21 protein-coding genes are annotated in these 24,205 nt (G+C 65.1%); 16 read left to right on the top strand and 5 right to left on the bottom strand.

Going from position 1 to position 24,205, the window contains the following annotated elements:
* The first annotated feature begins 22 nt into the window (after positions 1 to 22).
* Genes VGE27_RS13905 through VGE27_RS13875 form a run of 7 tightly spaced genes read left to right on the top strand, consistent with a single transcriptional unit; the run spans position 23 to position 8,453 of the window.
* Complete coding sequence (locus tag VGE27_RS13905; RefSeq protein ID WP_331050270.1) at positions 23 to 1,252, top strand: hypothetical protein; 1,230 nt, start codon at positions 23 to 25, stop codon at positions 1,250 to 1,252.
* Positions 1,252 to 2,478 (top strand): hypothetical protein, encoded by a 1,227-nt coding sequence (locus VGE27_RS13900; RefSeq protein WP_331050269.1) that lies wholly within the window; start codon positions 1,252 to 1,254, stop codon positions 2,476 to 2,478. Before VGE27_RS13905 ends, VGE27_RS13900 begins: the two co-directional genes overlap by 1 nt.
* 57 nt (positions 2,479 to 2,535) lie before the next feature.
* Positions 2,536 to 3,582 carry a BMP family ABC transporter substrate-binding protein gene (locus VGE27_RS13895; RefSeq protein WP_331050268.1) on the top strand — a complete coding sequence of 349 codons (1,047 nt, stop codon included), beginning with the start codon at positions 2,536 to 2,538 and terminating at the stop codon, positions 3,580 to 3,582.
* Positions 3,582 to 5,147 carry an ABC transporter ATP-binding protein gene (locus tag VGE27_RS13890; protein WP_331050267.1) on the top strand — a complete coding sequence of 522 codons (1,566 nt, stop codon included), beginning with the start codon at positions 3,582 to 3,584 and terminating at the stop codon, positions 5,145 to 5,147. Before VGE27_RS13895 ends, VGE27_RS13890 begins: the two co-directional genes overlap by 1 nt.
* On the top strand, positions 5,144 to 6,247 hold the full coding sequence (locus VGE27_RS13885) for an ABC transporter permease (RefSeq protein WP_331050266.1): 1,104 nt from the start codon (positions 5,144 to 5,146) through the stop codon (positions 6,245 to 6,247). Before VGE27_RS13890 ends, VGE27_RS13885 begins: the two co-directional genes overlap by 4 nt.
* Entirely contained in the window at positions 6,244 to 7,122 is an 879-nt protein-coding gene (locus VGE27_RS13880) for an ABC transporter permease (RefSeq protein ID WP_331050265.1), read from the top strand. Before VGE27_RS13885 ends, VGE27_RS13880 begins: the two co-directional genes overlap by 4 nt.
* Positions 7,123 to 7,157: 35 nt before the next feature.
* Positions 7,158 to 8,453, top strand: a complete 1,296-nt coding sequence (locus VGE27_RS13875; RefSeq protein WP_331050264.1) for an MFS transporter — start codon at positions 7,158 to 7,160, stop codon at positions 8,451 to 8,453.
* On the opposite strand, the gene VGE27_RS13870 is transcribed toward VGE27_RS13875, so the two are convergent.
* Together VGE27_RS13870 and VGE27_RS13865 are read right to left on the bottom strand one after the other, a co-directional pair.
* Entirely contained in the window at positions 8,395 to 10,413 is a 2,019-nt protein-coding gene (locus tag VGE27_RS13870; RefSeq protein ID WP_331050263.1) for an ABC transporter ATP-binding protein, read from the bottom strand. The two genes, VGE27_RS13875 and VGE27_RS13870, sit on opposite strands and share 59 nt — an antisense overlap.
* Before the next feature lie 36 nt (positions 10,414 to 10,449).
* Positions 10,450 to 11,448, bottom strand: coding sequence for a hypothetical protein (locus VGE27_RS13865; RefSeq protein WP_331050262.1), 999 nt, complete (start codon positions 11,446 to 11,448; stop codon positions 10,450 to 10,452).
* A 109-nt stretch (positions 11,449 to 11,557) separates the two neighbouring features.
* Here VGE27_RS13865 and malQ point away from each other — a divergent pair, with 109 nt between their 5' ends.
* Positions 11,558 to 13,018 (top strand): 4-alpha-glucanotransferase, encoded by a 1,461-nt coding sequence (gene malQ, locus VGE27_RS13860; protein ID WP_331050261.1) that lies wholly within the window; start codon positions 11,558 to 11,560, stop codon positions 13,016 to 13,018.
* A gap of 21 nt (positions 13,019 to 13,039) precedes the next feature.
* On the opposite strand, the gene VGE27_RS13855 is transcribed toward malQ, so the two are convergent.
* Positions 13,040 to 13,351 carry a superinfection immunity protein gene (locus VGE27_RS13855; protein ID WP_331050260.1) on the bottom strand — a complete coding sequence of 104 codons (312 nt, stop codon included), beginning with the start codon at positions 13,349 to 13,351 and terminating at the stop codon, positions 13,040 to 13,042.
* Positions 13,352 to 13,368: 17 nt separating this feature from the next.
* Here VGE27_RS13855 and VGE27_RS13850 point away from each other — a divergent pair, with 17 nt between their 5' ends.
* A complete protein-coding gene (locus VGE27_RS13850; protein WP_331050259.1) occupies positions 13,369 to 14,217 on the top strand; it encodes a GNAT family N-acetyltransferase in 849 nt (282 codons plus the stop codon).
* On the opposite strand, the gene VGE27_RS13845 is transcribed toward VGE27_RS13850, so the two are convergent.
* Together VGE27_RS13845 and hypF are read right to left on the bottom strand one after the other, a co-directional pair.
* Positions 14,204 to 14,890 (bottom strand): hypothetical protein, encoded by a 687-nt coding sequence (locus VGE27_RS13845; RefSeq protein ID WP_331050258.1) that lies wholly within the window; start codon positions 14,888 to 14,890, stop codon positions 14,204 to 14,206. The two genes, VGE27_RS13850 and VGE27_RS13845, sit on opposite strands and share 14 nt — an antisense overlap.
* On the bottom strand, positions 14,887 to 17,433 hold the full coding sequence (gene hypF, locus VGE27_RS13840; RefSeq protein ID WP_331050257.1) for a carbamoyltransferase HypF: 2,547 nt from the start codon (positions 17,431 to 17,433) through the stop codon (positions 14,887 to 14,889). Before hypF ends, VGE27_RS13845 begins: the two co-directional genes overlap by 4 nt.
* Positions 17,434 to 17,554: 121 nt before the next feature.
* Between hypF and VGE27_RS13835 the strand changes: the two genes are divergently transcribed.
* The 7 genes from VGE27_RS13835 to VGE27_RS13805 form a co-directional block, all read left to right on the top strand.
* The gene (locus tag VGE27_RS13835) at positions 17,555 to 18,343 is read left to right on the top strand and encodes a DUF1641 domain-containing protein (protein WP_331050256.1); all 789 of its coding nucleotides are present in this window, start codon (positions 17,555 to 17,557) and stop codon (positions 18,341 to 18,343) included.
* Positions 18,344 to 18,353: 10 nt separating this feature from the next.
* Complete coding sequence (locus tag VGE27_RS13830) at positions 18,354 to 18,773, top strand: hydrogenase maturation nickel metallochaperone HypA (protein WP_331050255.1); 420 nt, start codon at positions 18,354 to 18,356, stop codon at positions 18,771 to 18,773.
* On the top strand, positions 18,770 to 19,504 hold the full coding sequence (gene hypB / locus VGE27_RS13825) for a hydrogenase nickel incorporation protein HypB (protein ID WP_331050254.1): 735 nt from the start codon (positions 18,770 to 18,772) through the stop codon (positions 19,502 to 19,504). Before VGE27_RS13830 ends, hypB begins: the two co-directional genes overlap by 4 nt.
* A 19-nt stretch (positions 19,505 to 19,523) precedes the next feature.
* Positions 19,524 to 21,200 carry a GAF domain-containing protein gene (locus VGE27_RS13820; protein ID WP_331050253.1) on the top strand — a complete coding sequence of 559 codons (1,677 nt, stop codon included), beginning with the start codon at positions 19,524 to 19,526 and terminating at the stop codon, positions 21,198 to 21,200.
* Positions 21,197 to 21,850: a response regulator transcription factor gene (locus VGE27_RS13815; protein WP_331050252.1), complete on the top strand. Its 654-nt coding sequence runs from the start codon at positions 21,197 to 21,199 to the stop codon at positions 21,848 to 21,850. Before VGE27_RS13820 ends, VGE27_RS13815 begins: the two co-directional genes overlap by 4 nt.
* A 162-nt stretch (positions 21,851 to 22,012) precedes the next feature.
* Positions 22,013 to 22,984: a hydrogenase gene (locus VGE27_RS13810; protein WP_331050251.1), complete on the top strand. Its 972-nt coding sequence runs from the start codon at positions 22,013 to 22,015 to the stop codon at positions 22,982 to 22,984.
* Positions 22,985 to 23,029: 45 nt separating this feature from the next.
* Positions 23,030 to 24,205, top strand: a 1,176-nt coding sequence (locus tag VGE27_RS13805; RefSeq protein WP_331050250.1) for a nickel-dependent hydrogenase large subunit, incomplete at its 3' end; no start/stop codon positions are given.

Raw genomic sequence — 24,205 nt, 5'->3', positions numbered from 1 at the left:
ACTGTCCCTGCAGAGTGGGGTGATGATCGCACCGCTCGTCGTCTTGCATGCACAAGCGCCAGCGGCGCCTGACCGGCAAGCCGAACTGGGCGCGATGGCCATCGGTGCGCTCACGACAGCGAGCCCCGCCATCGCCAACCGTCGCCTGACCGAGGGCTATCTCACGCAGCCCAACCTCATGGGTGCGATCACCGCCTGGCGTGGTCGAGTGGGCGCGCTACGTGCCACCGGGACGCTCAACTTCGAGGGGTACACGCTCGAGCGCGGTGAGCTCAACGCCGGCATGTACGGCGAGGGCTACATCGATCGGCGGCATCCGCACACGCTGGTGCACGAGACCATGCTCACGGCGGCCACGCCCTCCACATCCTGGTGGCAAGCATCGTTGTCGGGTGGCAAGGGCTTCACGCCCTACGGCACCGACGACCCGATGATGCGGATGTTCGTGAAGTACCCCGTCAATCACCACCACGCGCAGATCATCGAGCGGGTACAAGTGCTCGGGGCCGTGCGCATTGGCACAACCCGCTCCCTGGTGATAGAGCACGGCCGGTTCAACGGCGACGAACCACTGGGTCCATTCACTGGGCCACGCTGGTCGCGATTCGGGGATTCCCATACGACGCGCCTGACCGTCTTCCCGGCCAACCATCTCGAAGTACAAGCCAGTCACGCGTTCGTGGAGAGCCCGGGACTGGTACAGGGCGGCGCCTTCGATCATGTGCAGTCGAGTGCATCACTGCGATACGGCGGTGACTCGCCGCACATGTTGTTCCTCGAAGCCGCACGCACCGACGAAGCACTCGAAGGACGCGCCGTCTTCCGGTTCAACAGCGTGCTGGCTGAGGGACGCACGGGTTGGCGCGGCTGGTCGCTGGCCGCGCGCGCCGAGCGCACCGAACGTCCGGAAGGATCGCGGTTGCTGGATCTGTTCCGTACGCAGACCGGACATTTTGATGTGCAGATCGTGGGTGTGACGCGTTGGCACGTTGGTACAGTACAGCTGGCAGCGCCGGCCTTCGCGCGCAAAGCCACCCGTCTCGCTCCCTTCCTCGAGATGGGTGTGGCGCACGCCAAGGCTCGAACCAATCCGGCCGTGTTTGTCCCACGCGATTTCTACGGTGCGGCCACTCAGTGGTCGTTCACCGTGGGGGCGCGATTGCACGCCGGGACGATGCGGACGCGCATGGGACGCTACGGCGTGTTGGACCCCGCGCTGGGCCGTCTCCGGTCTCCCACCCATTCCCACTGATGCCGATGCGTCCGCTTCCTGCTCGTTCCGCTATCGCGGCGATGCTGCTCACCACCACGCTGCTGGTCGGGTGCGGCAGTGATCCGGTGGCGGCTCCAGATCTGGCCACCGGCACGGGTGGTTCGCTCACTCACGTCGCAACCGGCACCGTCAGCGATCGCTTCACGGCCGAGGTGTGGGTGCGTGGGAACACGGCGTACACCACCACCTGGGGCATCCGGTCCACCGCGCGCGGCAATGCGGTGAAGATCTGGGACGTGAGTGCCAGCCAGCCGCGTCTCGTGGACAGCGTGATCGTAGAGAACGCCTCCACCACCGGCGATGTGCAGGTCTCCGACGACGGCGCCATCATGCTGGTGGCGATCGAGAACAACCCGAATGGCGGCGTGGCCATCTACTCCATGGCCGACGCGCGCAAGCCGCAGCTGCTCATACGCACGACGGGCGGGGAACTGCAGACCGGCGTGCACACGGCAGAACTGGCCCGCGTGAATGGCGTGCTGTACGCGTTCTGCGTGGCCAACCCGGCCAGCAACGTGGCCTCCCGCCTGGTGATCCTCGACCTGTCCAACCCGGCCTCGCCGCGCACGGTGTTCTCGCAGGCCATGGGCCGTCCCAACCTGCATGACGTGTTCGTGCGTGACGGACTGCTGTTCACGGCAGAATGGAATGACGGCATGGGGATCTGGGACATCGGCGGCGCAGGCAACGGCTCGGTATCGCAGCCACGGCGGATTTCGCAGATCGCCACGGTGGGTGGCCAAGTCCACAACATGTGGTGGATGCATGATCCCGTGACCAGCAGCAAGCGCTACGTCCTGGTGGGTCAGGAAGGACCGGGGTCGGTGGGCTCATCGAGCAGTGGCGATATCCACGTCGTGGATATCAGCAGCCTCACCGCTCCGGCCGAGGTGGCGGTGTACTCGGTGCCGGGCGCGGGCACCCACAATTTCTCGGTGGATGAAGCCAACGGCATCGCCTACGCAGCTTATTACAACGCCGGTGTGCAGGTGCTCGACGTGCGGGGCGATATGGGCAGCTGCGGCGCCGGTCAGCGCACCGCCGACGGTCGCTGCGATCTCCTCAAGATGGGCCGGTACAAGGGGCAATACACCGGAGGCATCTCGGGTCCGGTGTATGTGTGGGGCGTGCATTGGACGCCCACGGCGGTTTTTGCGAGCGACATGCTGCATGGCCTCTTCCGGGCGACGCCAGCCAGACGCTGACAGTCGGGGCGTTTCAGCCCTTCCCGAGAGCGTGTTCGACGGCGAACCTTCGGTGCCATGCGCCGTACCCTCCTCCTGATCGGGGCGCTCCTCCTCGCCCATCTCGCGCTGCTCACCGTCCGGCCCTCCGGGGCCACGGTCGCCGACACCACCGAGGGCCTCGATGTGGGCATCGTCTTCGATGTCGGAGGCCGCGGTGACAAGTCCTTCAACGACGGCGCATACCTGGGTGGTATGCGTGCGGCAAAAGAACTTGGTGCGCGCGTGACGTACATCGAGCCGGGGGATGGCTCCGATCGTGAAGCCGGTCTGCGCCTCCTGGCCGCAGAAGGCATGGACATCGTGATCGGCGTCGGCTTCATCTTCACCGACGACATCCTGCCGCTGGCCAAGGAGTATCCGAACGTTCGCTTTGCCGACGTGGATCTCTCGCTGCCCACCGATGAAGCGGGCAATCCGTTGCCGCTGCCGTCCAACCTCAAGGCGCTCAAGTTCCGCGAGGAGGAAGGGTCGTTCCTCGTGGGCGCCCTCGCGGCGCTGGTGGGCAAGAGCAAGAAAGTGGGCTTCGTGGGCGGCATGGACATCGCGCTCATTCACAAGTTCGAAGCCGGGTACAAAGCGGGTGTGCAGCATGTCTGCCCCGACTGCGATGTCATCGTGAACTATGCCGGCGTGACACCCGAGGCCTTTCGCAATCCGGGGCGCGGCAAGGAAATGGCGCTGTCGATGTACAACCAGGGCGCCAACGTGATCTTCCATGCCTCAGGCTCCACGGGTCTTGGCGTGTTCGAAGCGGCACGCACGGCGGGCAAGCTCGCCATTGGTGTGGACGCCGATCAGTACAGCGAAGCGCCGGGCTTTGTGCTCACGTCCATGGTGAAAGGCATCGACGAATCGGTGTACCAATCCGTGAAGGCGGTGAAGGAAGGCACGTTCACCGGTGGCGTGCAGCAATTCGGGCTGGCCGAAAAGGGCGTGGGCTATGTCTACGACGACAACAACAAGGCGCTCATTCCCGACAGCGTGCGGGTGACGCTCGACTCGCTCACGGCCAGGATCATCGACGGGCGCATCAAGGTGCCCAGCACGCGCGGAGGCCGGTGATGAGCGCTCCCCTGCCGGCGCAGCAGCCGCTCGCCATCTGCATGCGCAGTGTCGTGAAGACGTTTGGCGGCGTGGTGGCCAACCGTGATGCGTCGCTCGACGTGGCCACGGGCGAGATTCACGCGCTCGTAGGAGAGAACGGCGCCGGCAAGAGCACGCTGATGCGCGTACTGGCCGGCCTGTACGCGCCAGATGCGGGTTCGGTGGAAGTGAACGGCCGCGACGTCACCGGCTGGAAAACCACCGAGGCCATCACGGCGGGTGTGGGCATGGTGCACCAGCACTTCATGCTCGTGCCCACGCTCACCGTGGCCGAGAATGTGGTGCTGGGCGTGGAACCGAAGAACGGCCTGCGTGTGGACCTGCACCGCGCCGCCCTCGAGGTGGAATCGCTGTGCCGCAAGTGTGGACTGCATGTGGATCCGCACGCCAAGGTGGCCGACCTATCGGTGGGTGAGGCGCAGCGCGTGGAGATTCTCAAGACGCTCTATCGCGGCGCCAAGATTCTCATTCTCGACGAGCCTACGGCGGTGTTGTCGCCGCCCGAGGTGCAGGAACTGTGGACCGTACTGCGCGCACTCCGCGACGACGGGGGCACGGTGGTGCTGATCACCCACAAGCTCGACGAAGTAATCGCCGTATCAGACAACATCACCGTGATGCGCGCCGGCACGACGGTCTCGCGCTTTCCCACGCAGGGCGTCACGCCGCGTGATATCGCGCGGGCGATGGTGGGGCGCGATGTTGCACTGCACCTCGAAGCGATTGGCGTTGAAGTGGCAGGCGATGCGGCGGTTGCAGAAATCGCGGCTCCTTCGGGCGCGCCGGCCCTGCGCATCAGCGGCCTGAACGTGTCGTCCGATCGCGGCCTCGCGGCCGTGAACGATCTGTCGTTCGACATCCGTCCGGGTGAGATCTTCGGCATTGCCGGCGTGGAAGGAAACGGCCAGACCGAACTGCTCGAAGCCATTGCCGGACTCCGTGGCGTACGCAGCGGCCGCATCGAGCTGGCGGGTCAGTCTTTCGATGCGCTGTCGGTGCGCGAGCGAGCCGATCGTGGCCTGTCGCACATTCCCGAGGATCGTCATCGTCGCGGACTGGTACTCGACTACTCCATCGCCGAGAATCTCATCCTCGGGCGGCAGCATCACTTTGCGACGCGCGGCAAGCTGGATCACGCGGGCATCGATGCGAATGCGAAGGAGCAAATCGCGCGGTTCGATATTCGCCCCCCGATGCCGGCGCTGGCGGCACGCGCGCTGTCGGGTGGCAATCAGCAGAAGATCGTGATTGCCCGCGAGATGGGGCGCGCCTTCAGCGTGTTGCTGGCGGCGCAGCCCACGCGCGGCGTGGACGTCGGCGCCATCGAGTTCATTCATGCGCAACTGCGGGCGGCGCGTGATGCAGGCAAGGGCATTCTGCTCATCAGCGCCGACCTCACCGAGGTACTGGCGCTCTCCGATCGCATTGCGGTGATGTACGGTGGCCGGTTTGCGACGGTGCTGCCGCGCGCGGCATGCAGCGCCGAGTTGCTCGGACCGTTCATGACAGGAGCGGCAGCATGAGTACGGTTACGCGCGTCGATCGCGGCATCTGGGAAGCGGTGCTGCCGCCCATCGTGGCGCTGTGCATCGCGGCGGTGGTGGGCGATCTGCTCATTCTCACGTTTGGCGAAGCGCCGGCCGCGGTATTCTCGTTGCTCGTGAAGGGGACGTGGGGCAACGCCTACGGTATCGGGCAGGTGCTGTACAAGACCACCACGCTCACCTGCACCGGCCTGGCCTTCGCGCTGGCGGCGCGGGCGGGATTGTTCAACGTGGGCGCGGAAGGACAGCTCGCCGCGGGCGGTTTTGGTGCCGCCGTGGTGGGACTGTTGTTGCCGTCCGGGGTGCCGGGCATCATCGCGGTGCCCATCTGCGTCCTCGCCGCAATGCTCACCGGCGCCGGTGTGGGCGCGGTGCCGGGTGCCCTGCGGGCTCGATTCGGCGCCAGTGAAGTGATCGTGACGATCATGCTCAACTTCATCGTGCTGGCGCTGCTCAACTGGTTGGTGTCGGCCAAGCTGCACGTGCCGGAAACGTTGCACACGCCAGAAATCGGCAGTGGCATGGTGCCGCGCCTGGCCGATGCGTTCGCGATGTTCCGCGGCAGCGCTGCCAACTTCACACTGCTCTTCGCGGTGCTCGCCGCCGCCGCCGCGTGGTGGTACCTGTTTCACACCCGCAGCGGCTATGAATTGCGCGCGGTGGGATTGCAGCCCGACGCCGCCGAATACGGCGGCGTACGCGTACCTCGCGTGCTGCTGGTGACGATGGCCCTGTCGGGCGCCTTGGCCGGCCTCGGCGGCGTGAACTTCGTGCTGGGCTACAAGGGCTACTATGAAGACGGCTTTGCAGGCGGCGCCGGCTTTCTGGGCATCGCCGTGGCGCTGGTGGGTCGCAACCATCCCATCGGCATTCTCGCATCGGCGCTGCTGTTCGCCACGCTGTCGCAGGGCGGGCTCGCCGTGAATGCCATCGTGCCCAAGCAGCTCACAGACATCCTCACCGCGGTGGTGATTCTCGCGGTGGCCACCGCCGTACCCGAAGTACAAAAGCAGTTGCGTGCGGCGGCAGCCCGGGCGGCCAACACGTTGCGCGGCGCGCGCACGGAGGGCGTGGCATGATCGCCCTCATGTTCCTGCTGCAGACCATTCGCATCGCCATTCCGTACCTGCTCGCTGCAGCGGGTGGTGTCATGTCGGAACGGGTGGGCGTGATCGCACTTGGTCTCGAAGGGCTCATGCTCTCGGGCGCCTTCGGGGCAGCACTGGGCAGCTACTACGGCAACTCGCCGTGGCTCGGCCTCATCGGGGCGTTGGTGGCCGGTGCCATCGTGACCAGCGTGCTGGCCGTGGCCACACTGCGTTTCAAGGCCAACCAGGTCGTGGTGGGCGTGGCCATCAATCTGGTGGTCGTCGCCGGCACCCGGTTCTTTCTGCGCCTCGTCTTCGACAGTGCCAGCAACTCGCCGCGCGTCCCGGGATTTGGCGGCGAGGGCATCAGCAACGCCATGCTCGCCAGCTTTGTAAACCCGGTGGTATGGATCGGATTGGCCGCCTTGCCGGTACTCGGATGGGTGCTGTATCACACGCCCTTTGGACTGCGCGTGCGCGCGGTTGGTGAAAAGCCCGAGGCTGCGGCCTCGCTTGGCGTGGCGGTGGCCCCGCTGCGCTTCCGTGGGCTGCTCATCGCCGGCGCACTGGCCAGCCTGGGTGGTGCCTACCTCGCGCTCGACCAGCACCAGTTCACTGATGGCATGACGGCAGGCCGTGGCTTCATCGCCCTGGCCGCCGTGATCTTCGGACGCTGGGAACCGGTGCGCGTCGCTGTTGCCTGCGTTCTCTTCGCTGCCGCCGAAACACTGCAGATCCAACTGCAAGGTGCCCAGCTCATTCCGAGCCAGTTCGTCGAGATGATCCCCTACCTGCTCACGATCATCGCCCTCGCGGGTGTCGTGGGGCGCAGCGTCGCCCCCGCCGCACTCGGCAAGACCGACTAGCTCTCCCTCCTGTCCGCTCGCATCGGCGAGCACGAATGTCCGACTCTCCCGCCTCACCCCCTCCCTCCGCATCAACGCCCGGCACGCCTGGGCCCCATATCGACGACGAGTTGCCAGCCGACGGCGGGAAGACCGCCTTCGGCAAGCTGACCGTGCTGATGGTTACGGCATTCATCGACATGCTTGGCTTGTTGATGATCCTGCCGCTGCTGCCGTTTTACGCCGAGAAATTGGGCGCTGGCGGATTTGTCGTGGGTCTGTTGGTGAGCTCCTTCAGTGTGGCGCAGCTCCTCAGTGCCCCACTGTGGGGGCGTTTCAGCGATCGCTACGGCCGACGCCCCGCGTTGATGGTGGGTCTCGGCGCGAGCGCCGTCGCGTACGTGGTGTTCGCCTATGCTGACAGTCTGTGGCTGCTGTTCCTCTCGCGCATCGTGCAGGGCGCGGGTGGTGGCACGGTCAGCGTCATTCAGGCATATGTGGCCGACGCCACGCGCCCCGAAGATCGTGCCAAGAGCCTCGGCTGGCTCTCTGCGGCGACGAACGCCGGTGTGGCGCTGGGTCCCGTCATCGGCAGCTGGGTGCAGCATTGGAGTCCGCACACGCCCGGCCTCGTGGCGGCCGCGTTGTGTGTGGTGAACATGGCGTTCGCGCGGAAGTATCTGAACGAGATCAGAAAGCCCGGTGGCCTGGCCGCCGATGGCAGCAAGCCGGTGCGGCGCACGTCGCGCGAGGCCGTGCTCCGCGTGATCTCGCATCCCAGCGAGCCCGCGTCGCGCCTCATCCTGATCTATGCCATCGCCATCGGCGCGTTTCAGGGCACGACGGCCATTCTTGCGCTGTTTCTGGGTTGGCGCTTCGGCGTCACAGCCGACACGATCGGCTACTTCTTCATGTACATCGGTGTGCTGAGCGTGGTGGTGCGCGCGCTCATTTTGGGTCGGCTGGTGGATCGCGTGGGCGAACCACGACTCAGTCGGATTGGTGTCGTGTTCCTCGCCGTGGGTCTCACCGGCGTGTCGCTGTCACACGACTACGTCACGCTGGCGCTGGCGGTGGGCATGCTGCCGCTGGGCACCGCATTCACGTTCCCGTGTGTAACCGCGATGCTGTCCCGCGTGGTGAGCAGCACCGAGCGAGGCCTGTACATGGGCGTACAGCAGACGTACGGCGGCATCACGCGCGTGGCGTTCCCGGTGATTCTGGGTGCGGCCTACGACTCGCTGGGTCAGCCCACACCGTTTCTCATCAGCGCCGTGCTGGTCCTGGCAACGCTCACGATGGGACGGGATCTGGAGAAGTATGCGCCGCGGATGGTGAAGCCGACGGCATGAACGCGTCGAGGTCGTCGATCATGCCCGCATCCTGTCGACGCACCATCGACGCGTAGAGTCCGTCCTGTTCCATGAGCGCGTCGTGGTTGCCCTGTTCCATCACGCGCCCATCCTGCAGGACCAGAATGAGATCTGCGCGCCGAATGGTCGACAATCGGTGCGCAATGATGAATGTGGTGCGGCCCGTGACCAGATCGGCGAGCGACGCCTGAATGAGCTGCTCGCTTTCGGTGTCGAGGTTACTGGTTGCTTCGTCGAGAATGAGCAACTGCGGATCGGCGAGGATGGCCCGGGCGATGGCCAGACGCTGCTTCTGTCCGCCGGACAGTTTCACACCGCGCTCGCCCACTACCGTGTCGTAGCCATTCACCAGGCGCTCGATGAACTCGTGTGCATTGGCCCGACGAGCCGCGCTCAGGATGTCGGCTTCGCTCGCATCGTGACGACCGTACGCGATGTTGTCCCGCACCGAGCCGTCGAACAGGAACACTTCCTGCTGCACGATGGCGAGGCGTGACCGGTAGCTCGCGAGGCGCATCTGCCGGATATCCACGCCATTCACGAGAATGGCGCCCGTGGTGGGATCGTGGAACCGCGCGACGAGATCGGTCACGGTGGTCTTGCCGGCTCCACTGCGCCCCACGAGGGCAACCACCGTGCCACCCGGAATGACGAGATCGAGGTCGTGCAAAACCGGCTTGCCTTCGTGATAGGCAAACGTCACGTGATCGAAACGGATTTCGTCGATGACATCGGGAGACAAGGCTGCACCCGGCACATCGGGCTTGTCAGGCGCCATGCCCAGGATTTCGAACACGCGCTCCATGGCCGCGAGTGCGCGCTGCATCTCGCTGAAGGAGTTCACGATGTTCCAGACGGGCCCCATCAGCAGGAACGTGTACCACTGAAAGGCAAAGATGTCGCCCACCGAGGCATTGCCACGCAGTGCGAGATGGCCGCCGTACCACACGATGACGACGTTCACGATGGCAATGAGCAATCCCCACGATGTCCAGAGCACCAGCTCACGACGGCTCGCAAACAGTTCCTTGCGCAGCACGGTGTGACGGCCCTGCATGTAGGCCAGCAGCTCACGCGTTTCCTGCCGGAACGCGCGCACCACGCGGATGCCGCTGAACGCCTCGCCCACTCGCCCGTCGATCTGCTCGGAGTCGTGGCGCACCACGCGATAGATGGGACGAATGCGCTTGGCGAACGTGAAGCTCATGAACATTGCGCCCGGGATCACGGCCAGCGCGGTGAGTGCCAGGCGCCAGTTGAGCGAAAGCAGCACGCCCATGGCCATGAGCAGCTTCACCACCGAGATGGACGGCGAGATGATGGCCATCTGCAACAGGCCGCTCGTCGTCTCCACGTCCCCTGACAGGCGCGACAGCAGGCCGCCCGTCTTCATGTTCCACAGCGTGGGCAGCGGCAGGCGCATGAAGCGATCGAAGATGGCGCGTCGCAGCGACAGCACCACCTTCACATTGAGAATGCGCTGCGTGTAGTCCTTGGCGATGGTGATGAACGCCGAGATGACGACGAGCAGCAGGAACCCCGCGCCGGCCATGTTGAGACGCGAGGTCTTGATGGCGGCCGGAATGTCGGCGAGCAACACGCGGTCCACAATGAACCGCATGAACAGCGGCTCCACCGACTGGGCGGCGGCCGACAGCAGCGCCAGCGCGCAAACAATGGACAGACGTCCGCGGTGCGGCGCCAGCCAGCGCAGATAGTCACGCAGGTAGTCGCTACGCTTGCCCGTCAGCAGTTTGGCACGCCAGCCCTTCTTCGCGTGTGCGCCGCTGTCTTCCCTCGACTCGGCGCGCTTTCGCTCACCGCCTTCTCCATCCTCGCGCGCACGATCGCCCAGCGTGCCGTCCGCATACTGGCGAACGAACTCGCGGTAGCGGGCGCGTGAGGATCCCGTGGCAGGCTTCTGCGGTGTGTTGCTCATGTCATGCGGGTGCCGACTGGACCACCGAATGTCCGGCTATTCGGCGACGTATCGCCAGGGCGACGTGGGCGTGGCGCGACGCCAGATGGTGAAGAACGATGTGCCCGGAACAGGCTGACCTGCCGACGCAGATTTGGGGCGAATGACACCGAACGTGATGCCCAGGTCGCCGCTGGACGCGACCAGCGCCGTATCAGCACCCCATACGATGGTGCTTGGCGCATCGAGTGGCTGGCCCGCCGCGACGACGCGCGCGATCGCGCCCGCGCCACGGGTAAAGCGCCCTTCGGTGATGGGGCCGACATTGAGCGATTCTTCCGTGCCCAGCGCCGCGAACGCCGCGCCCACACCCACCCGTTGTGCTTCATCCGAGAAGCCTGACTCCGCATCGATCAGTCCCTTGCGCAGACTGCCCAGCGTGGCGGCGTCGCGACGCGGAAGCTGCAAACGTGCCGGCAGCAGTGGAGACAGCATCGTGGAGTCGATGGTCGCCGTGCTGTCGACCGGCCGACGACGCCACGCCGCCACACGCCAGGGCGTGCTGCTCTCCGCGCTGTCCCGCACCCAGTACGCGAGATACTTGTACTGACCGCGGCTGCCGTCGGCACGCGCTGTCATCATGAATCCCACCGTGAAGCCGTGGAGACCATCCGCCGAAAGACCTACACGAATGGGCGTCCACGTGGCGCGCGCCGTGGAATCTCCGGTGCTGCCGAGTGCATCAAGCACAGCCGACTTGCCGGTGAGCACCTGACCGCGTGGCCCGGGCATCATCACACCGGCCGTGAACATCGCCTCGAGTGATTCGCGCATGGAGCGGGCGCGTCCGGCTGCCGCATACGCGCGATCAGCGGCGAGCAACACGGCTGCCGCCGTGGCTGGCGCATCGGCATCAGTCGATGCGACCGCTGCTGACGAGGTCGCAGGAGATGCCGGAGGCTGCTTCGGAGCGGCGGGCTTGGTTGCGCGCGAAGCGGGCGGTTGCAGCATCGCGGCCAGCGCCGCGGCCGACAGAAAAACGAAGAGAGAATTCATGCTGGCTGTACGTTACCGCGCCGGCCAAGTGTCGGAAGCGGCACGGAACCGGCACGGAAGCCGTTCCATACCGCTGGCGAGGCCCCGGAACACCAACGAGCTTCCAGTCATGCCGTTTCCCCGCGCCGCTGGTGTCCTGTTGCACCCCTCGTCCCTCCCCGGCGCCGGTGGCATCGGTGATCTTGGTCCTGAAGCGCACCGCTTCGTGGATTGGCTTGCCCGCACGGGCATGAAGATCTGGCAGGTGCTGCCACTGGGTCCGACTGGCTACGGCGACTCACCATACCAGTGCTTCTCCGCCTTCGCGGGCAATCCGCTGCTGATCCATATCCCCGGATGGCAGGGCACATTCCCGACGTATGCCGTCGACTTTGCTGCTGTCGCGGATGCAAAACGCGCCGCACTCGCGACCTGGCTGGATGGCCTGCCTTTCGACGACGACATCGAAGCATTCGTGCGACAGCAGCAGCACTGGCTGCCCGACTACGCGCTCTTCATGGCCATCAAGCGCGCGCACGATCTCGCCGCGTGGACGTCATGGAGTCCCCCGCTCGCACTGCGCGATCCAGAGACGCTGGCTACATGGCGCGCCTCACACGCAGCCGACATCGCGCGTACGTACAAAGAGCAGTTTGTCTTTCATCAGCAGTACACGTCGCTGCATCAGGCTTGTCGCTCTGCCGGCATTGCGATGATGGGGGATGTGCCCATCTATGTCGCGCACGATTCGGCGGATGTGTGGGCCCATCGCCATCTGTTTGCGCTGCGTGACGATGGATCGCTCGAGACGCAGGCCGGTGTACCGCCGGACTATTTCAGCGAAACGGGCCAACTGTGGGGCAATCCGCTCTACGAATGGTCACGATCACGCGAGACCGGATTCGCCTGGTGGATCGAACGCATGCGCGCGGCGCTCACGCAGTTCGACATGATCCGTCTCGATCACTTCCGCGGTTTCGAAGCCTACTGGGAAGTGCCGGGAGACGCCGAGACGGCCATCAATGGTGTGTGGCGCATGGGCCCCGGTGCGGCGCTGTTCGATGCCATGCGTGATGCCCTGGGTGACTTGCCGATTGTGGCCGAGGATCTTGGCCTCATCACGCCGGAGGTCGAGCTGCTGCGCGATCAGTACGACTTCCCCGGCATGAGCATCCTGCAGTTTGCCTTCGCCGATCCGGCATCGGAGTTCCTGCCACATCGTCTCGTGCGCAATCGCGTGGTGTACACCGGCACGCACGACAACGACACCACGATGGGTTGGTGGTCCTCCACCGGCGACGGCGATTCCACGCGTCTCGCCGATGACGTGGCGCGGGAGAAGGCGTTCGCGCTCCGCTATCTCGACTGCGACGGCCGTGAGATGCACTGGTCGCTCATGCGCGCCGTTTTCGCGTCGGTCGCCAATACAGCGCTGGTCCCGATGCAGGATGTGCTCGGACTTGGCAGCGCCGCGCGCATGAACATGCCAGGACGCATGGCAGGCAACTGGGGGTTCCGCTTTTCATGGGATCAGGTGACGCCTTCCATCACCACCCGACTCGCCGGACTGGTCGCGACATACGGACGCTGACGGCTCCACATAGTCACTGAGCTATTGCCCCGGTGTGTGCGGCACGTCCACCTCACCATCCGGCGGCGGCGTGTAGATGTACATCATGACCATCGCCGCGATCCAGCCGATCACGGTCCAGCCCAGCAGCAGATTCACTAAGGCAATTTTGCCAACGCGCCGATGGCCACTCTTCCACGCCAGCAGCGTGGGCAGCACATACAGCGCGATGCTGATGACGATCATGATGCCACCCTTGGGCAGCCCGCCGCCTGAATACGGCGCAGGCGCTTCCACAGCGGACGCGGCACGCGCGGCGCTGTCGAGGCTCTGGGTGACACGAAGCAGGATCATGAGGTGAATATAGAACCATGACCCGAAACGCAGACCTGCCCATGCTCAGCGATCGCGCGCTCGCCCGCCGTCTCGAACGGTGCGAAGCCCACGCCAATGCCGCATTCGTCGATGCCCGCGCTGTCCTCTCGCCCGAGATTGGTGCGATATGGCAGGACGTGGACGGCACGTGGGCCATGTTCGACGGCGTTGGTTCACCACTCACCCAGACATTCGGGCTGGGTCTGTTTGCCGATGCCACCGCGCGTCAGTTCGAGTCGCTGGAGCAGTTCTTCGGCACACACGGCACCGAAGTGATGCATGAAGTGTGTGTGATGGCCGACCCGGGTGTGCTCGCGCTGCTCGGCGCACGCGGCTACCAGCCGGTGGAGTGGTCTCAGGTGCTGTGTCAGCCCCTGTCCAGAGATTCACACCGGGACGCTGGGGCCGGTGATCTTGTCGTGCGACGCACAACGGCGGACGCCGCCGACCATTGGGCCGATGTGTCGGCCGAAGGTTGGAGCAGTGAAGGCGCCGAACTGGTGCCGTTCATTCGGGCCCTGGGGCGTATCAATGCGCGGGCTGCGGACACCCACTGTTTTGTGGCTGAACTCGAAGGCCGAGCGGTGGCGGCCGGCGCGTTGCACCTGCACGAGGGCGTGGCTTTGCTGGCGGGGGCCAGCACCATTCCTTCGGCACGGGGGCGTGGTGCGCAGCGTGCCCTGCTCGACGCACGGTTGCAATTCGCTGCCGATGCCGGCTGTGATCTGGCCATGATGGCCACTGCACCCGGCAGCACCTCACAGAAGAATTCCCAGCGGGCGGGATTTGATGTGGTCTATTCGCGGGTGAAGTGGATGCAGGCGCGGCCGGTCACCACTCCCTGATCACACCGCTGCCCAGCATGAGGCCCACCGCCACGCTGAGCATGGCGGCGCCGAGTCGCAGGTAGTGAACAACTGCGGTATGGCGACGACCGGCGAGCGTGGTGGTGGCACCTGACAGGGCCGACACCAATGACATGCCAACCACGGTGCCCACACCAAACGCGAGCAGGTAGAACGTGCGATCGCGTGCCCCCGGCGCCGCGGCAATGATGAGCACGATCACGGCGCCGCTACCGGCCAATCCGTGCAGCACCCCAAAGCCCAGCGCGCGCAATTGCGCCTTGAGACCCAGCAACACAGGTGCGGCGTGCTGGTGATGCGCATGATGAGCGTGCGCCAGTCGATGGGGCTGCCCAAGCGCATTGCGGTGACGCCGTGACTCGGCCACCAGTGAACCCACACCGAGCACGAGCAACATGAATGCCACGCCCAACTCGGCCACCGCATAGAATCGATCAGGTACCTGTACATCGAGGGCGATGAGTACCAACGCCACCACGGCGACGCTGGCCGTGTGTCCGAGCCCCCACGACACACCAAGCCGCGCCGCGCCACGCAGGCCACCCTCGCGTGTGGCGAGTGTGGTGACCGCTGCGAGGTGGTCGGGTTCGAAGGCATGACGGAAGCCCACCACGAATCCGACACCGATGGCAGAGAGCAATAGCGAGGTCATGAACGTTCACCGTACAGGTGAGAGGTGGATCGCGAGCTGTGCGGATGGTTGACCGTGCGGGTCGCGCTGTGTGCAGCGATCAACGCCTGTCCCAGTGCCAGTCCGCCATCGTTGCAGGGCACGAGACGATGCGTGAGCACACCAAGCCCGTGTGCGTCGAGCGCAGCGGTCGTGAGCGTCGTGAGCAGTTGATTCTGAAAGACACCACCGGTGAGTCCCACTTGTCGGATGGGCTGTTCGCCGGCGAAGCGGTGCGCAACGGTGGCCACGACTTGCGCCACCGCATCGTGCACATGCCAGGCGACCGGGGCGATGGCATCAGCGATGTCCGCCTGCGCCCAATCCAGGCTCGCCTGGCCTGCGGTAACGACCCGCATGTCCCGCAACACTGCACGTAGCAGCGGCGCCGGGTCGAGACGCCAGCGAGGGGGGTGCGTGATGCCGGAGCCCGCCACACGGGCGCACTCCACAACATCGATGACATATCCAGGCCGCATGTGCGTGCCACGATACCGACGGGCGATTACCTCGAACAGCATCGCGGCCTGCCCTTCATACGTGACAAGGGACGGGCCTCCACACAGTACCGCCAGGGCGTCGAGCAGGCGTCCCATGCTGCTGGTTTCCACACAGCCCACGTTGCGCTGCAGCTGCGACGTCATCAGACGCTGGGCGTCGCTGCCTAGAACGGTCCACGCCGTGAAGTGTGCTGCCGTGTCGTGCAGTGCTTTCAGAGCGTACCCGTTTCGATGCAACAGCCCCAAAGCGCAGCGCAGCGGCTGACGGATCGCCGCATCACCGCCGGCCAGCGGGAAGGGGACAAGCGACGCCACACGATCGAAGCCGGTGCAATCGCCGAACAACATCTCGCCACCCCAGACCGTACCATCGGTGCCCCACCCCGTGCCGTCGAACGTACACGTCAGAATGGGCGCGTTCCCAGGCAGTTGGTGTTCGGTAAGCAGCGAGGCGAGATGGGCATGGTGGTGCTGTACGCGCACCAGTGCGGCACCCGTCTCGCGCGCATATACAGCGGCCCACCGCGACGAGTGATAGTCCGGGTGGAGATCACACGCGACGACTTCGGATGCACGGCCGTGCATGGCGGCCAGCTGTCGCGTGGCGAGCTGCAGGGCGTCGAATGTTTCCGGGCTGCCCACGTCGCCAATGTGACTGGACAGGGTGACTTGTCCATCCGACAACCACGCCGCGGTGGACTTGAGCTCAGCCCCGACTGCCAGCGCCGACACCGACGCACAACGCCCGAGCGTCTCTGGCATCGAGCGGGAAACATCCATCGGATATGGCGCATATCCCCGTGACCGCCGGATCGGCTGCTCCTCACCACCGTCGCCGATCTGCACGACCGAGTCATCACACGGGACAACGATCTCGCGATCATGGAGTAGAAATCCGTCCACCAAGGACGAAAGACGCTGCATGGCATCGTCGTCACGCCAGGCCATCGGTTCGCTGGTGAGGTTCCCGCTGGTGCACACCAGGGGCCCATGTGCCGCGAGCAGCGCGTGCAGCGGAAACGCCGGCAGCATCACCCCCAACTGGTCGAGCCCGGGCGCCACATTTTTGGCTGGTGCCTTGGCGGCCGCTGCATCACGCGGAGAGACCAGCACGATCGGATGGGCCGGCGATTCCAGCATCCGAGCAGCGGCTGGTGTGACCACGGCGAACCCGCCGAGCGTGGCCAATGAATCCATCAGCACCGCGAATGGCTTGTGGGGGCGCTGCTTGCGCTCCCGCAGTCGCGCGACCGCGTCAGCGTTTCGTGCATCACACAGCAGATGGTATCCACCAATTCCTTTGGCCGCGATGACACCGCCGTCGGCAAGCACCTGGAGCGCCGCCTGCAGAGCGTGTTCACCCGTATCTGAGGCATCCGAGTGCGCAGTACGCCACGCCAGCTGCGGCCCACACAACGGACACGCATTGGGTTCCGCATGGAACCGTCGGTGCGCCGGATCATCGTATTCGGCCTGACACGCACCACACATGGCAAAGCGCTGCATGGTCGTGCGGATCCGGTCATATGGGACCCCCGTGACGATGGTGTAGCGCGGCCCGCACTGCGTGCAGTTCAGGAACGGATAGCGATACCGTCGATCGTCGGGATCGTTGAACTCACGCCAGCAGTCGTCGCAGGTGGCAAGATCGGGCGGGATGGGCGCCACAGCCCGCCCTTCCGGGTGCCAATCGCGACTCTCCTCGATATGGAAACCGTGCAGTCCATGCGGTGCTGCGTGCTCGAGCTGCACGTCTTCGATGCGCGCGGCGCGCGGCGCCCCGGGCACCAGCGCCGCAAGAAACTGTTCCACCGCGTCACGATCGCCTTCGAGCTCCACCACCACGCCATCGCCGACATTGCGAACCAACCCGTCCAGCCCGAACCGGGTGGCCAGACGGTGCACGTATGGACGAAATCCCACACCCTGAACCGTCCCTCTCAGGCGCACGACCACACGCCAACGCGTGTCACCGCGTCGCACTTCGCATCGAACAGGGTTGGGTTGCACGGCGGGGAACAGCATGACCAAGAACGTCGTCGGAGAGCGAGGTCACGGGAAATAGCATGATCTTGCCATAACACTCGGCGCGATCGGCACATAACGTAGCCGCACCTCACCCCGACCCCGTTTACGGAGGGACTGCATGGGGACCGCCTTGCCTTCCGCCTCCAGCGCTGCCCAGGAGCAGCTGCTGGCCCGCCTGTCGGAAGAAAAAACCGTCGAATCACTGAATCGCCTGCTCGATCGTCTCGACGTCATCGCCTTTGTGGCCGATGCGCTGGACGGTTTTCTGCATCGCGCCAACGTGGTGGCCGAAAGCGTCGCAGAAAGCGTCGCTGACATGAAGCGCCTGACCGGCGATGACACGGCCACCGGTGAGGTCATCAGTCGCATTCCACAACTCGCCCGCGTTGGCGTGCAACTCGCCGACGTTTCGGCCACACCGGGATTTCAGCGACTCATTGATTCGGGATTGATCGAACGTCTTGGCGAAGACAAGACCATCGAAGCCGTGAAAGCCGTACTCGATCGACTCGAACTGGCCGCGTTCACGCTCGAAGCGATCGACGGCCTGCTGCGCCGCGGGGACCACATCGCCACGGCGCTCTCCGCCGATGTCGAAGAGCTCAAGCACTCCGCGCAACCCGATTTCGAGAAGCTCAAGGAGCTGCTCGCGGCGCTGCCCACGCTGGTGACGGCTGGTCAAACGCTGGTGCGTTCCGGCATGCTCGAACCTCAGACCGTCGAAGTGCTGGGTACCATCGGTCGTTCGGCAGCCGAATCGTACGAAGAAGCACGGGCGGCGCGGGCAGCGGCCAAGCCAATCGGCGTGTTCGGGCTACTCAAGGCGCTGCGTGATCCCGATGTGAATCGGGCCATCGACTTTGCGTTGCACGCGTCGAAGGCGTACGGCCAGAAGCTCGCGCGCTGACCGTTACACGATGCACGAACTGTCGATCGCCCAGAACATCGTCGAAGTGGCCGACGCGGAAGCGCGTCGGCTGGGCGCCGCTTCCGTTCGTGCTGTATATCTTGCAGTTGGTCGACTCTCCGGCATCGAGCCGGGCGCGCTGCTGTTCTCGTACGAGCTCGTGGCGGAAGGCACGCGGCTGGCGGGATCGCGGTTGGTGATTGAGGATATTCCGATCGCCATTCATTGCGCACCTTGCGATGCGACACACGACCTGCCGGGAGTCAATCGATTCCGCTGTCCAGTGTGTGATACGCCGAGCGGTGACATCCGACGAGGGCGCGAGCTGGACCTCACGGGTCTCGAGGTGGATGATGATAGATCCACTGTGCCCGACGCTGCCGACCACGCCGTGATGCTGTCGGCCCAGGCTCCGGAGATTTCTGCATGACGTCCACCATGCCAACGACCCGCATCGTCGAAGTGCGTGCCGGCATCCTTCGCAAGAACGACGAACTGGCCCGCGGACTACGATCCCGCTTTGAAGCGGCCGGCGTCTTTGTCGTGAACCTCGTGTCCAGTCCCGGGACCGGAAAAACGGCATTCCTCGAGTGGACGCTCACCGCGCTTCATCAGCGCGGAGTGCGCGTGGCGGCGCTGGTCGGTGATCTCGAGACAGACAACGACGCGCAACGTCTGGCCCGCAGCGGAGCGCCGGCGCGGCAGATCAACACGCATGGACGCTGTCATCTCGAAGCCGAGATGATTGAAGCACATCTCGAGGGGTGGGATCTTGAAGCCACCGATATCCTGTTCGTGGAAAACGTGGGCAATCTCGTGTGCCCCGCGTCCTACGATCTGGGCGAGGCACTGCGCCTGGTGCTGCTTTCGGTGACCGAGGGCGAAGACAAGCCGCTCAAGTACCCGACGATGTTCAACTCCGCCGATATCGCGATGATCACCAAGTCCGATCTCGCGGTAGCCTGCGAATTCGATCGCGAAGCGGCCGAAGCCTCCATCGCATCGGTGCGTCCCGGCATGCCGGTGATGGCATGCTCCACGCGCACGGGGGCCGGACTCGATGAGTGGCTCGCGCTGCTCGACGCCCGACGCCACGAGTGGGCGGCACAGCGCGCAGCAGCCCGTGCCGCCGGTATCACGCTGGCAGCAGTGGCCGAGTAGTTCCGCCACACTCGTTCGCGTGATTCGTACGCCTCCCGAACAAGAGGGCCGCGCGCTCGAACTGGTCGCGGTAGCGGCCTCCGTGCTTGCACGCGAGCCCGATGGCACGGCGCTGCGTGAAGCCTTGTGCGCGTCGATGGCGAGAGTCCTGTCGTCTCCGCTCGTGGCGATCGGTACGGTGCATGAGGGAGACGTGACGGCGCTGGTGGGCAGTGTCCCACTCCCCGAACGGCAGTCCACGCGCACTGCGCGCGCGATCATGCACACCGCCGCCGCTCGTCGCGAACCGTTGCTGAGCAACGAGGCGCAGGATGTGATTCCGGGTACCTGCGTAGCGCCGCAGATGCTGGGATGGGGCAGTGTGATTGCCACTCCGGTGGCACACCATGCCGGACACCCGGTGGCGGTATTGCTGGTGGCGTCGGCGGCGGAACACACCTTCGACGGCACGCTGCAACGCGCGCTCGCTATCGTCGCCGAACAGTTGGCGGTGGCTGTCGACCGGGCCGAGCTTCTGGCGCGACTGGCCGAATGGTCGAACGGCATGGAGTCGTTGCTCGCGTTCTCCGGCTCGGTGCACCGGCACCGGGAGCCCGAAGCGCTGGTGCAGGAGATGGTCGAGCACGCGGCACGGTTCCTCAAGGCCGATGGCGGATATGCAGGACTCACCAGCGTTGCCGAGCAGGGCGAGACGGTGCTGGTGTGCAACAGCTACTGGAGCCAGGGCACCTGGCGACGCCTCCCACGAAGATGGGCGCGACGTGAAGGTGTGCCTGGCCGCGTGCTGGATCATGAATTCGCCTATCTCACAGCCGACTATCCGCACGACCCGGCGCGCGATCATGAACTCGTGAAGAACGACAGCGTGCATCACGCGGTGTGCGTGCCGTTGCGCGATGCATCACATCAGGTCGTTGGCTTTCTCGAGTTGCACCGCACCGCCGAGCGCGCGCCATTCACCTGGAACGATGCGTCGTTCCTGGAGGCGCTGGCCGATACGACTGCGATGGCCATCGAGAACTCGCGCCTGGTGACGGCGTTGGCCGCCAAAAACGCCGAAGTGCGCCAGCTGTTTGCGCTGCACGCCGATCGTATTGAAGAAGAACGTCAGCACATCGCCCGCGAGCTGCACGATGAAGCCGGTCAGGCGCTGGTCGGCGTGAAGCTCGCCCTGCAAGTGCTGGCACGGGTCCTGCCAGCGGACGCGCCCCATGTGCGCGCCCCGCTCGACGAGCTGCGTTTGCAGGTGAACCAGGCCACGGCACGCTTTCGGCAACTGGCGCGTCGCCTCCGTCCACCGGCGCTCGATCAGCACGGACTCGCCGCGGCGCTCGCCCAACTCGTGCACGACACCGAACAGCGTGGCGGCTTTGCCGTGCACCTCGAGGTCGACGGCCTCGATGCCCGCCGCTATCCGCTGCAGGAGACGGCGGTGTTTCGCATCGTGCAGGAGGCGCTCACCAACGTGACCGCGCATGCCAGTGCCACTGCCGTACGGGTGAATGTCGGTGAGACATCGCAGCACCTGCTGGTGCGCATCAGCGACGACGGCTGCGGCTTTGACGCGGCACGCCCCCAGTCCGGGCTTGGATTGCGTGGCATCGCAGAACGCGCGCATCAACTGGGCGGACACTGCGAAGTGGCCAGTCACCCCGGTGCGGGCACCACCGTGTCCGTGCAGTTGCCACTGGCATGACCACAGGCATGACGACGCGCACGCGCGTGGTGCTGGTGGACGATCATGCGCTGGTGCGCCGCGGACTGGCCGTGCTGCTCCGGCTCGATGGACGGCACGACGTGGTGGGGGAAGCCGGTAGTGGGGAGACAGCCATTCCGCTTATCGAAGCCGAGCGCCCCGATCTGGTGATCCTCGATCTCAACATGCCGGGCATCGACGGACTCGAGACACTGCGACGCCTGCGTGCACGGGGACTCACCACACGCGTGCTTGTGCTGTCCATGCACGACGAGTCCCATCTGGTCGGGCAGGCATTGAGCGCCGGGGCCGACGGCTATCTGCTCAAGGACTCGATGGATGACGAACTGTTCTTCGCCATCGAGAGTGTGCTGCGCGGTCAACGCTATCTCGCCGCCGCCATCGACCGGGCCCAGCTCCAGGAGTCGCGTCTGCGTCCTGTCTCTCTCACGGCACGCGAGCGCGAAGTGCTCCAACTCATCGCGAATGGGCTCACCACGGGCGCGGTAGCCGAGGCGCTGAACATCTCGCCGCACACCGCGACTCGGCATCGCGCCAACCTCATGCAGAAGCTCAACGTGCACAACCAGGTGGAGTTGGTGCGCATCGCGGCCAGCCGCGGATTGATCGTGCTGCAGACACCCTCATGAGACGCCACGGCAGACAGGTGCCTACCTAGTTCTTGCTATTGTTGCGCACCGCTGCCGTTCGCATTGTGACACCGATCCACCGCAGCAGCATGCGGTTGGGCTCCTCCCTCCCTTTCCACTCCCCGCCGGTTCGTCCGGCTGCTCCCCCGGAGACTCTCCCACATGGCAACGGTGCTGTGGCTGCAGGGTGGCGCGTGTTCCGGCAACACGATGTCCTTCCTCAACGCCGAAGAGCCGAGCGCGTGCGATCTCGTGACCGACTTCGGTATCGATATCCTTTGGCATCCCTCGCTCGGCTACGAGATGGGCGAGCCCGTGGTGCAGATGCTCAACGATCTCGCCTCCGGCAAGCGGCAGCTCGACATCTTCGTGTTCGAGGGTACCGTCATCATGGGCCCCAACAACACCGGTCGCTTCAACATGTTTGCCGACCGGCCCATGAAGGACTGGGTGAAGGAAATTGCCTCGCACGCAGGTGCGGTGGTGGCGCTGGGCGATTGTGCGTGCTGGGGCGGCATCCCGGCCACCGAGCCCAATCCGGTGGACAACATCGGCCTGCAGTACCTCAAGCGGAAGCACGGCGGCTTCCTGGGCAGTGACTTTCGCTCCAAGTGGGGGCTCCCGGTGGTGAACATCCCCGGTTGCCCGACGCACCCGGACTGGATCACGCAGATCCTGGTGGCCATCGCCGCCGGTCGCGCCGGTGATATCGCACTCGATGACCTGCAGCGTCCGCAGACGTTCTTCAAGACGTTCACGCAGACCGGTTGCACACGTGTGCAGTACTTCGAATACAAGCAGAGCACCATGGAGTTCGGTCAGGGCACGCGTCAGGGTTGTCTGTTCTACGAACTCGGCTGCCGCGGCCCGATGACGCACTCGCCGTGCAATCGCATTCTCTGGAACCGGCAGTCGTCGAAGACACGCGCCGGCATGCCCTGCACCGGCTGCACCGAGCCCGAATTCCCGTTCCACGATCTCAAGCCCGGCACGGTGTTCAAGACGCAGAAGGTGAGTGGCACCATCCCGAAGGAAGTGCCCACCGGCACCGACCATGTGTCGTACATGGCCCATGCGGCCGCCGCACGCATCGCGGCACCGAAGTGGACCAAGGAAGACATGTTCGTCGTCTGAGCCGCCATCACTCCCTCATCTTCCCACTTCTCGAGCACATCTACCATGGCCACGGCGACTCAGCCCATGCCCTCCGACCTGCGCATCAGCCCACTCGGGCGCGTGGAGGGCGACCTCGACCTGCGCGTGACGATCCGCGACGGCGTCGTCACTGATGCATGGACCGAAGCGAGCATGTTCCGCGGGTTCGAGATCATCCTGCGCGGTAAGGATCCGCAGGCCGGTCTCATCGTCACGCCGCGCATCTGCGGCATCTGCGGCGGCTCGCATCTGTACAAGGCGTCCTATGCACTCGACACCGCATGGAAGACGCACCTGCCGCACAATGCCACGCTCATTCGCAACATCGCGCAGGCGTGCGAAACACTGCTGTCCATTCCGCGCTGGTTCTACGCGCTGTTCGCGGTGGACCTGATCAACAAGAAGTACGCGCACCTGCCGGAGTACGACGAAGTCGTAAAGCGTTTTGCGCCGTTTGTCGGCACGAGCTTCGAGCCGGGCGTGACACTCTCCGCCAAGCCGGTGGAAGTGTACGCGATCTTCGGCGGCCAGTGGCCGCACTCGAGCTTCATGATCCCGGGCGGTGTGATGTGCGCGCCCTCGCTCTCCGACGTGACGCGCTCGATCGCCATTCTGGACATGTGGCGGCGCGAGTGGCTCGAGAAGCAGTGGCTGGGTTGCTCCATCGATCGCTGGATGGAGATCAAGAGCTGGAACGACATGCTGGCCTGGGCGGAAGAAAACGAATCGCAGCGCAACTCCGACTGTGGCCTCTTCATCCGCTTCGCCCAGCGCGCGGGTCTCGACAAGTACGGCCAGGGTGTGGGCGCCTTCCTCGCCACGGGGACGTTCTTCGATCCCAAGCTGTACGAGCGTCCCACCGTCGAAGGCCGCAACGATGCCCTCATGAGCCGTGCGGGCATCTACGACGGCTCGTCATTCCATGACTTTGATCACCTGAACGTGCGCGAAGACACCGCGCATTCGTTCTATCGCGGCGACAAGTCGCTGCATCCGTGGCAGGGCGAGACCGACCCCATCGACCCACTCGAAGGGCACAAGCAGGGCAAGTATTCGTGGGCCAAGTCCCCGCGGTACGACGTGCCGGGCAAGGGGGCGATTCCGCTCGAGGTCGGACCGCTCGCTCGGCAGGTCATTGCGGGTCGTGAGGGTGCTGCGTCGCATCAGGAATACGATCCGTTCATTCTCGACGCGATCCAG

The organism is Gemmatimonas sp., from assembly GCF_036405635.1.
Classification (GTDB): Bacteria; Gemmatimonadota; Gemmatimonadetes; order Gemmatimonadales; family Gemmatimonadaceae; genus Gemmatimonas.
This window is presented reverse-complemented; position numbering and strand designations above follow the sequence as displayed.

Bases quoted from the DNA above. Each gene is read 5' to 3' on its own strand.
- hypB (WP_331050254.1), top strand. From the start codon at position 18,770: ATGACGTCCACCATGCCAACGACCCGCATCGTCGAAGTGCGTGCCGGC.
- VGE27_RS13815 (WP_331050252.1), top strand. From the start codon at position 21,197: ATGACCACAGGCATGACGACGCGCACGCGCGTGGTGCTGGTGGACGAT.
- malQ (WP_331050261.1), top strand. From the start codon at position 11,558: ATGCCGTTTCCCCGCGCCGCTGGTGTCCTGTTGCACCCCTCGTCCCTC.
- VGE27_RS13905 (WP_331050270.1), top strand. From the start codon at position 23: ATGATCGCACCGCTCGTCGTCTTGCATGCACAAGCGCCAGCGGCGCCT.
- VGE27_RS13850 (WP_331050259.1), top strand. From the start codon at position 13,369: ATGACCCGAAACGCAGACCTGCCCATGCTCAGCGATCGCGCGCTCGCC.
- VGE27_RS13870 (WP_331050263.1), bottom strand. From the start codon at position 10,413: ATGAGCAACACACCGCAGAAGCCTGCCACGGGATCCTCACGCGCCCGC.
- VGE27_RS13855 (WP_331050260.1), bottom strand. From the start codon at position 13,351: ATGATCCTGCTTCGTGTCACCCAGAGCCTCGACAGCGCCGCGCGTGCC.
- VGE27_RS13845 (WP_331050258.1), bottom strand. From the start codon at position 14,890: ATGACCTCGCTATTGCTCTCTGCCATCGGTGTCGGATTCGTGGTGGGC.
- VGE27_RS13865 (WP_331050262.1), bottom strand. From the start codon at position 11,448: ATGAATTCTCTCTTCGTTTTTCTGTCGGCCGCGGCGCTGGCCGCGATG.
- VGE27_RS13885 (WP_331050266.1), top strand. From the start codon at position 5,144: ATGAGTACGGTTACGCGCGTCGATCGCGGCATCTGGGAAGCGGTGCTG.
- VGE27_RS13810 (WP_331050251.1), top strand. From the start codon at position 22,013: ATGGCAACGGTGCTGTGGCTGCAGGGTGGCGCGTGTTCCGGCAACACG.
- VGE27_RS13835 (WP_331050256.1), top strand. From the start codon at position 17,555: ATGGGGACCGCCTTGCCTTCCGCCTCCAGCGCTGCCCAGGAGCAGCTG.
- VGE27_RS13895 (WP_331050268.1), top strand. From the start codon at position 2,536: ATGCGCCGTACCCTCCTCCTGATCGGGGCGCTCCTCCTCGCCCATCTC.
- VGE27_RS13875 (WP_331050264.1), top strand. From the start codon at position 7,158: ATGTCCGACTCTCCCGCCTCACCCCCTCCCTCCGCATCAACGCCCGGC.
- VGE27_RS13830 (WP_331050255.1), top strand. From the start codon at position 18,354: ATGCACGAACTGTCGATCGCCCAGAACATCGTCGAAGTGGCCGACGCG.
- hypF (WP_331050257.1), bottom strand. From the start codon at position 17,433: ATGCTGTTCCCCGCCGTGCAACCCAACCCTGTTCGATGCGAAGTGCGA.
- VGE27_RS13880 (WP_331050265.1), top strand. From the start codon at position 6,244: ATGATCGCCCTCATGTTCCTGCTGCAGACCATTCGCATCGCCATTCCG.
- VGE27_RS13890 (WP_331050267.1), top strand. From the start codon at position 3,582: ATGAGCGCTCCCCTGCCGGCGCAGCAGCCGCTCGCCATCTGCATGCGC.
- VGE27_RS13900 (WP_331050269.1), top strand. From the start codon at position 1,252: ATGCCGATGCGTCCGCTTCCTGCTCGTTCCGCTATCGCGGCGATGCTG.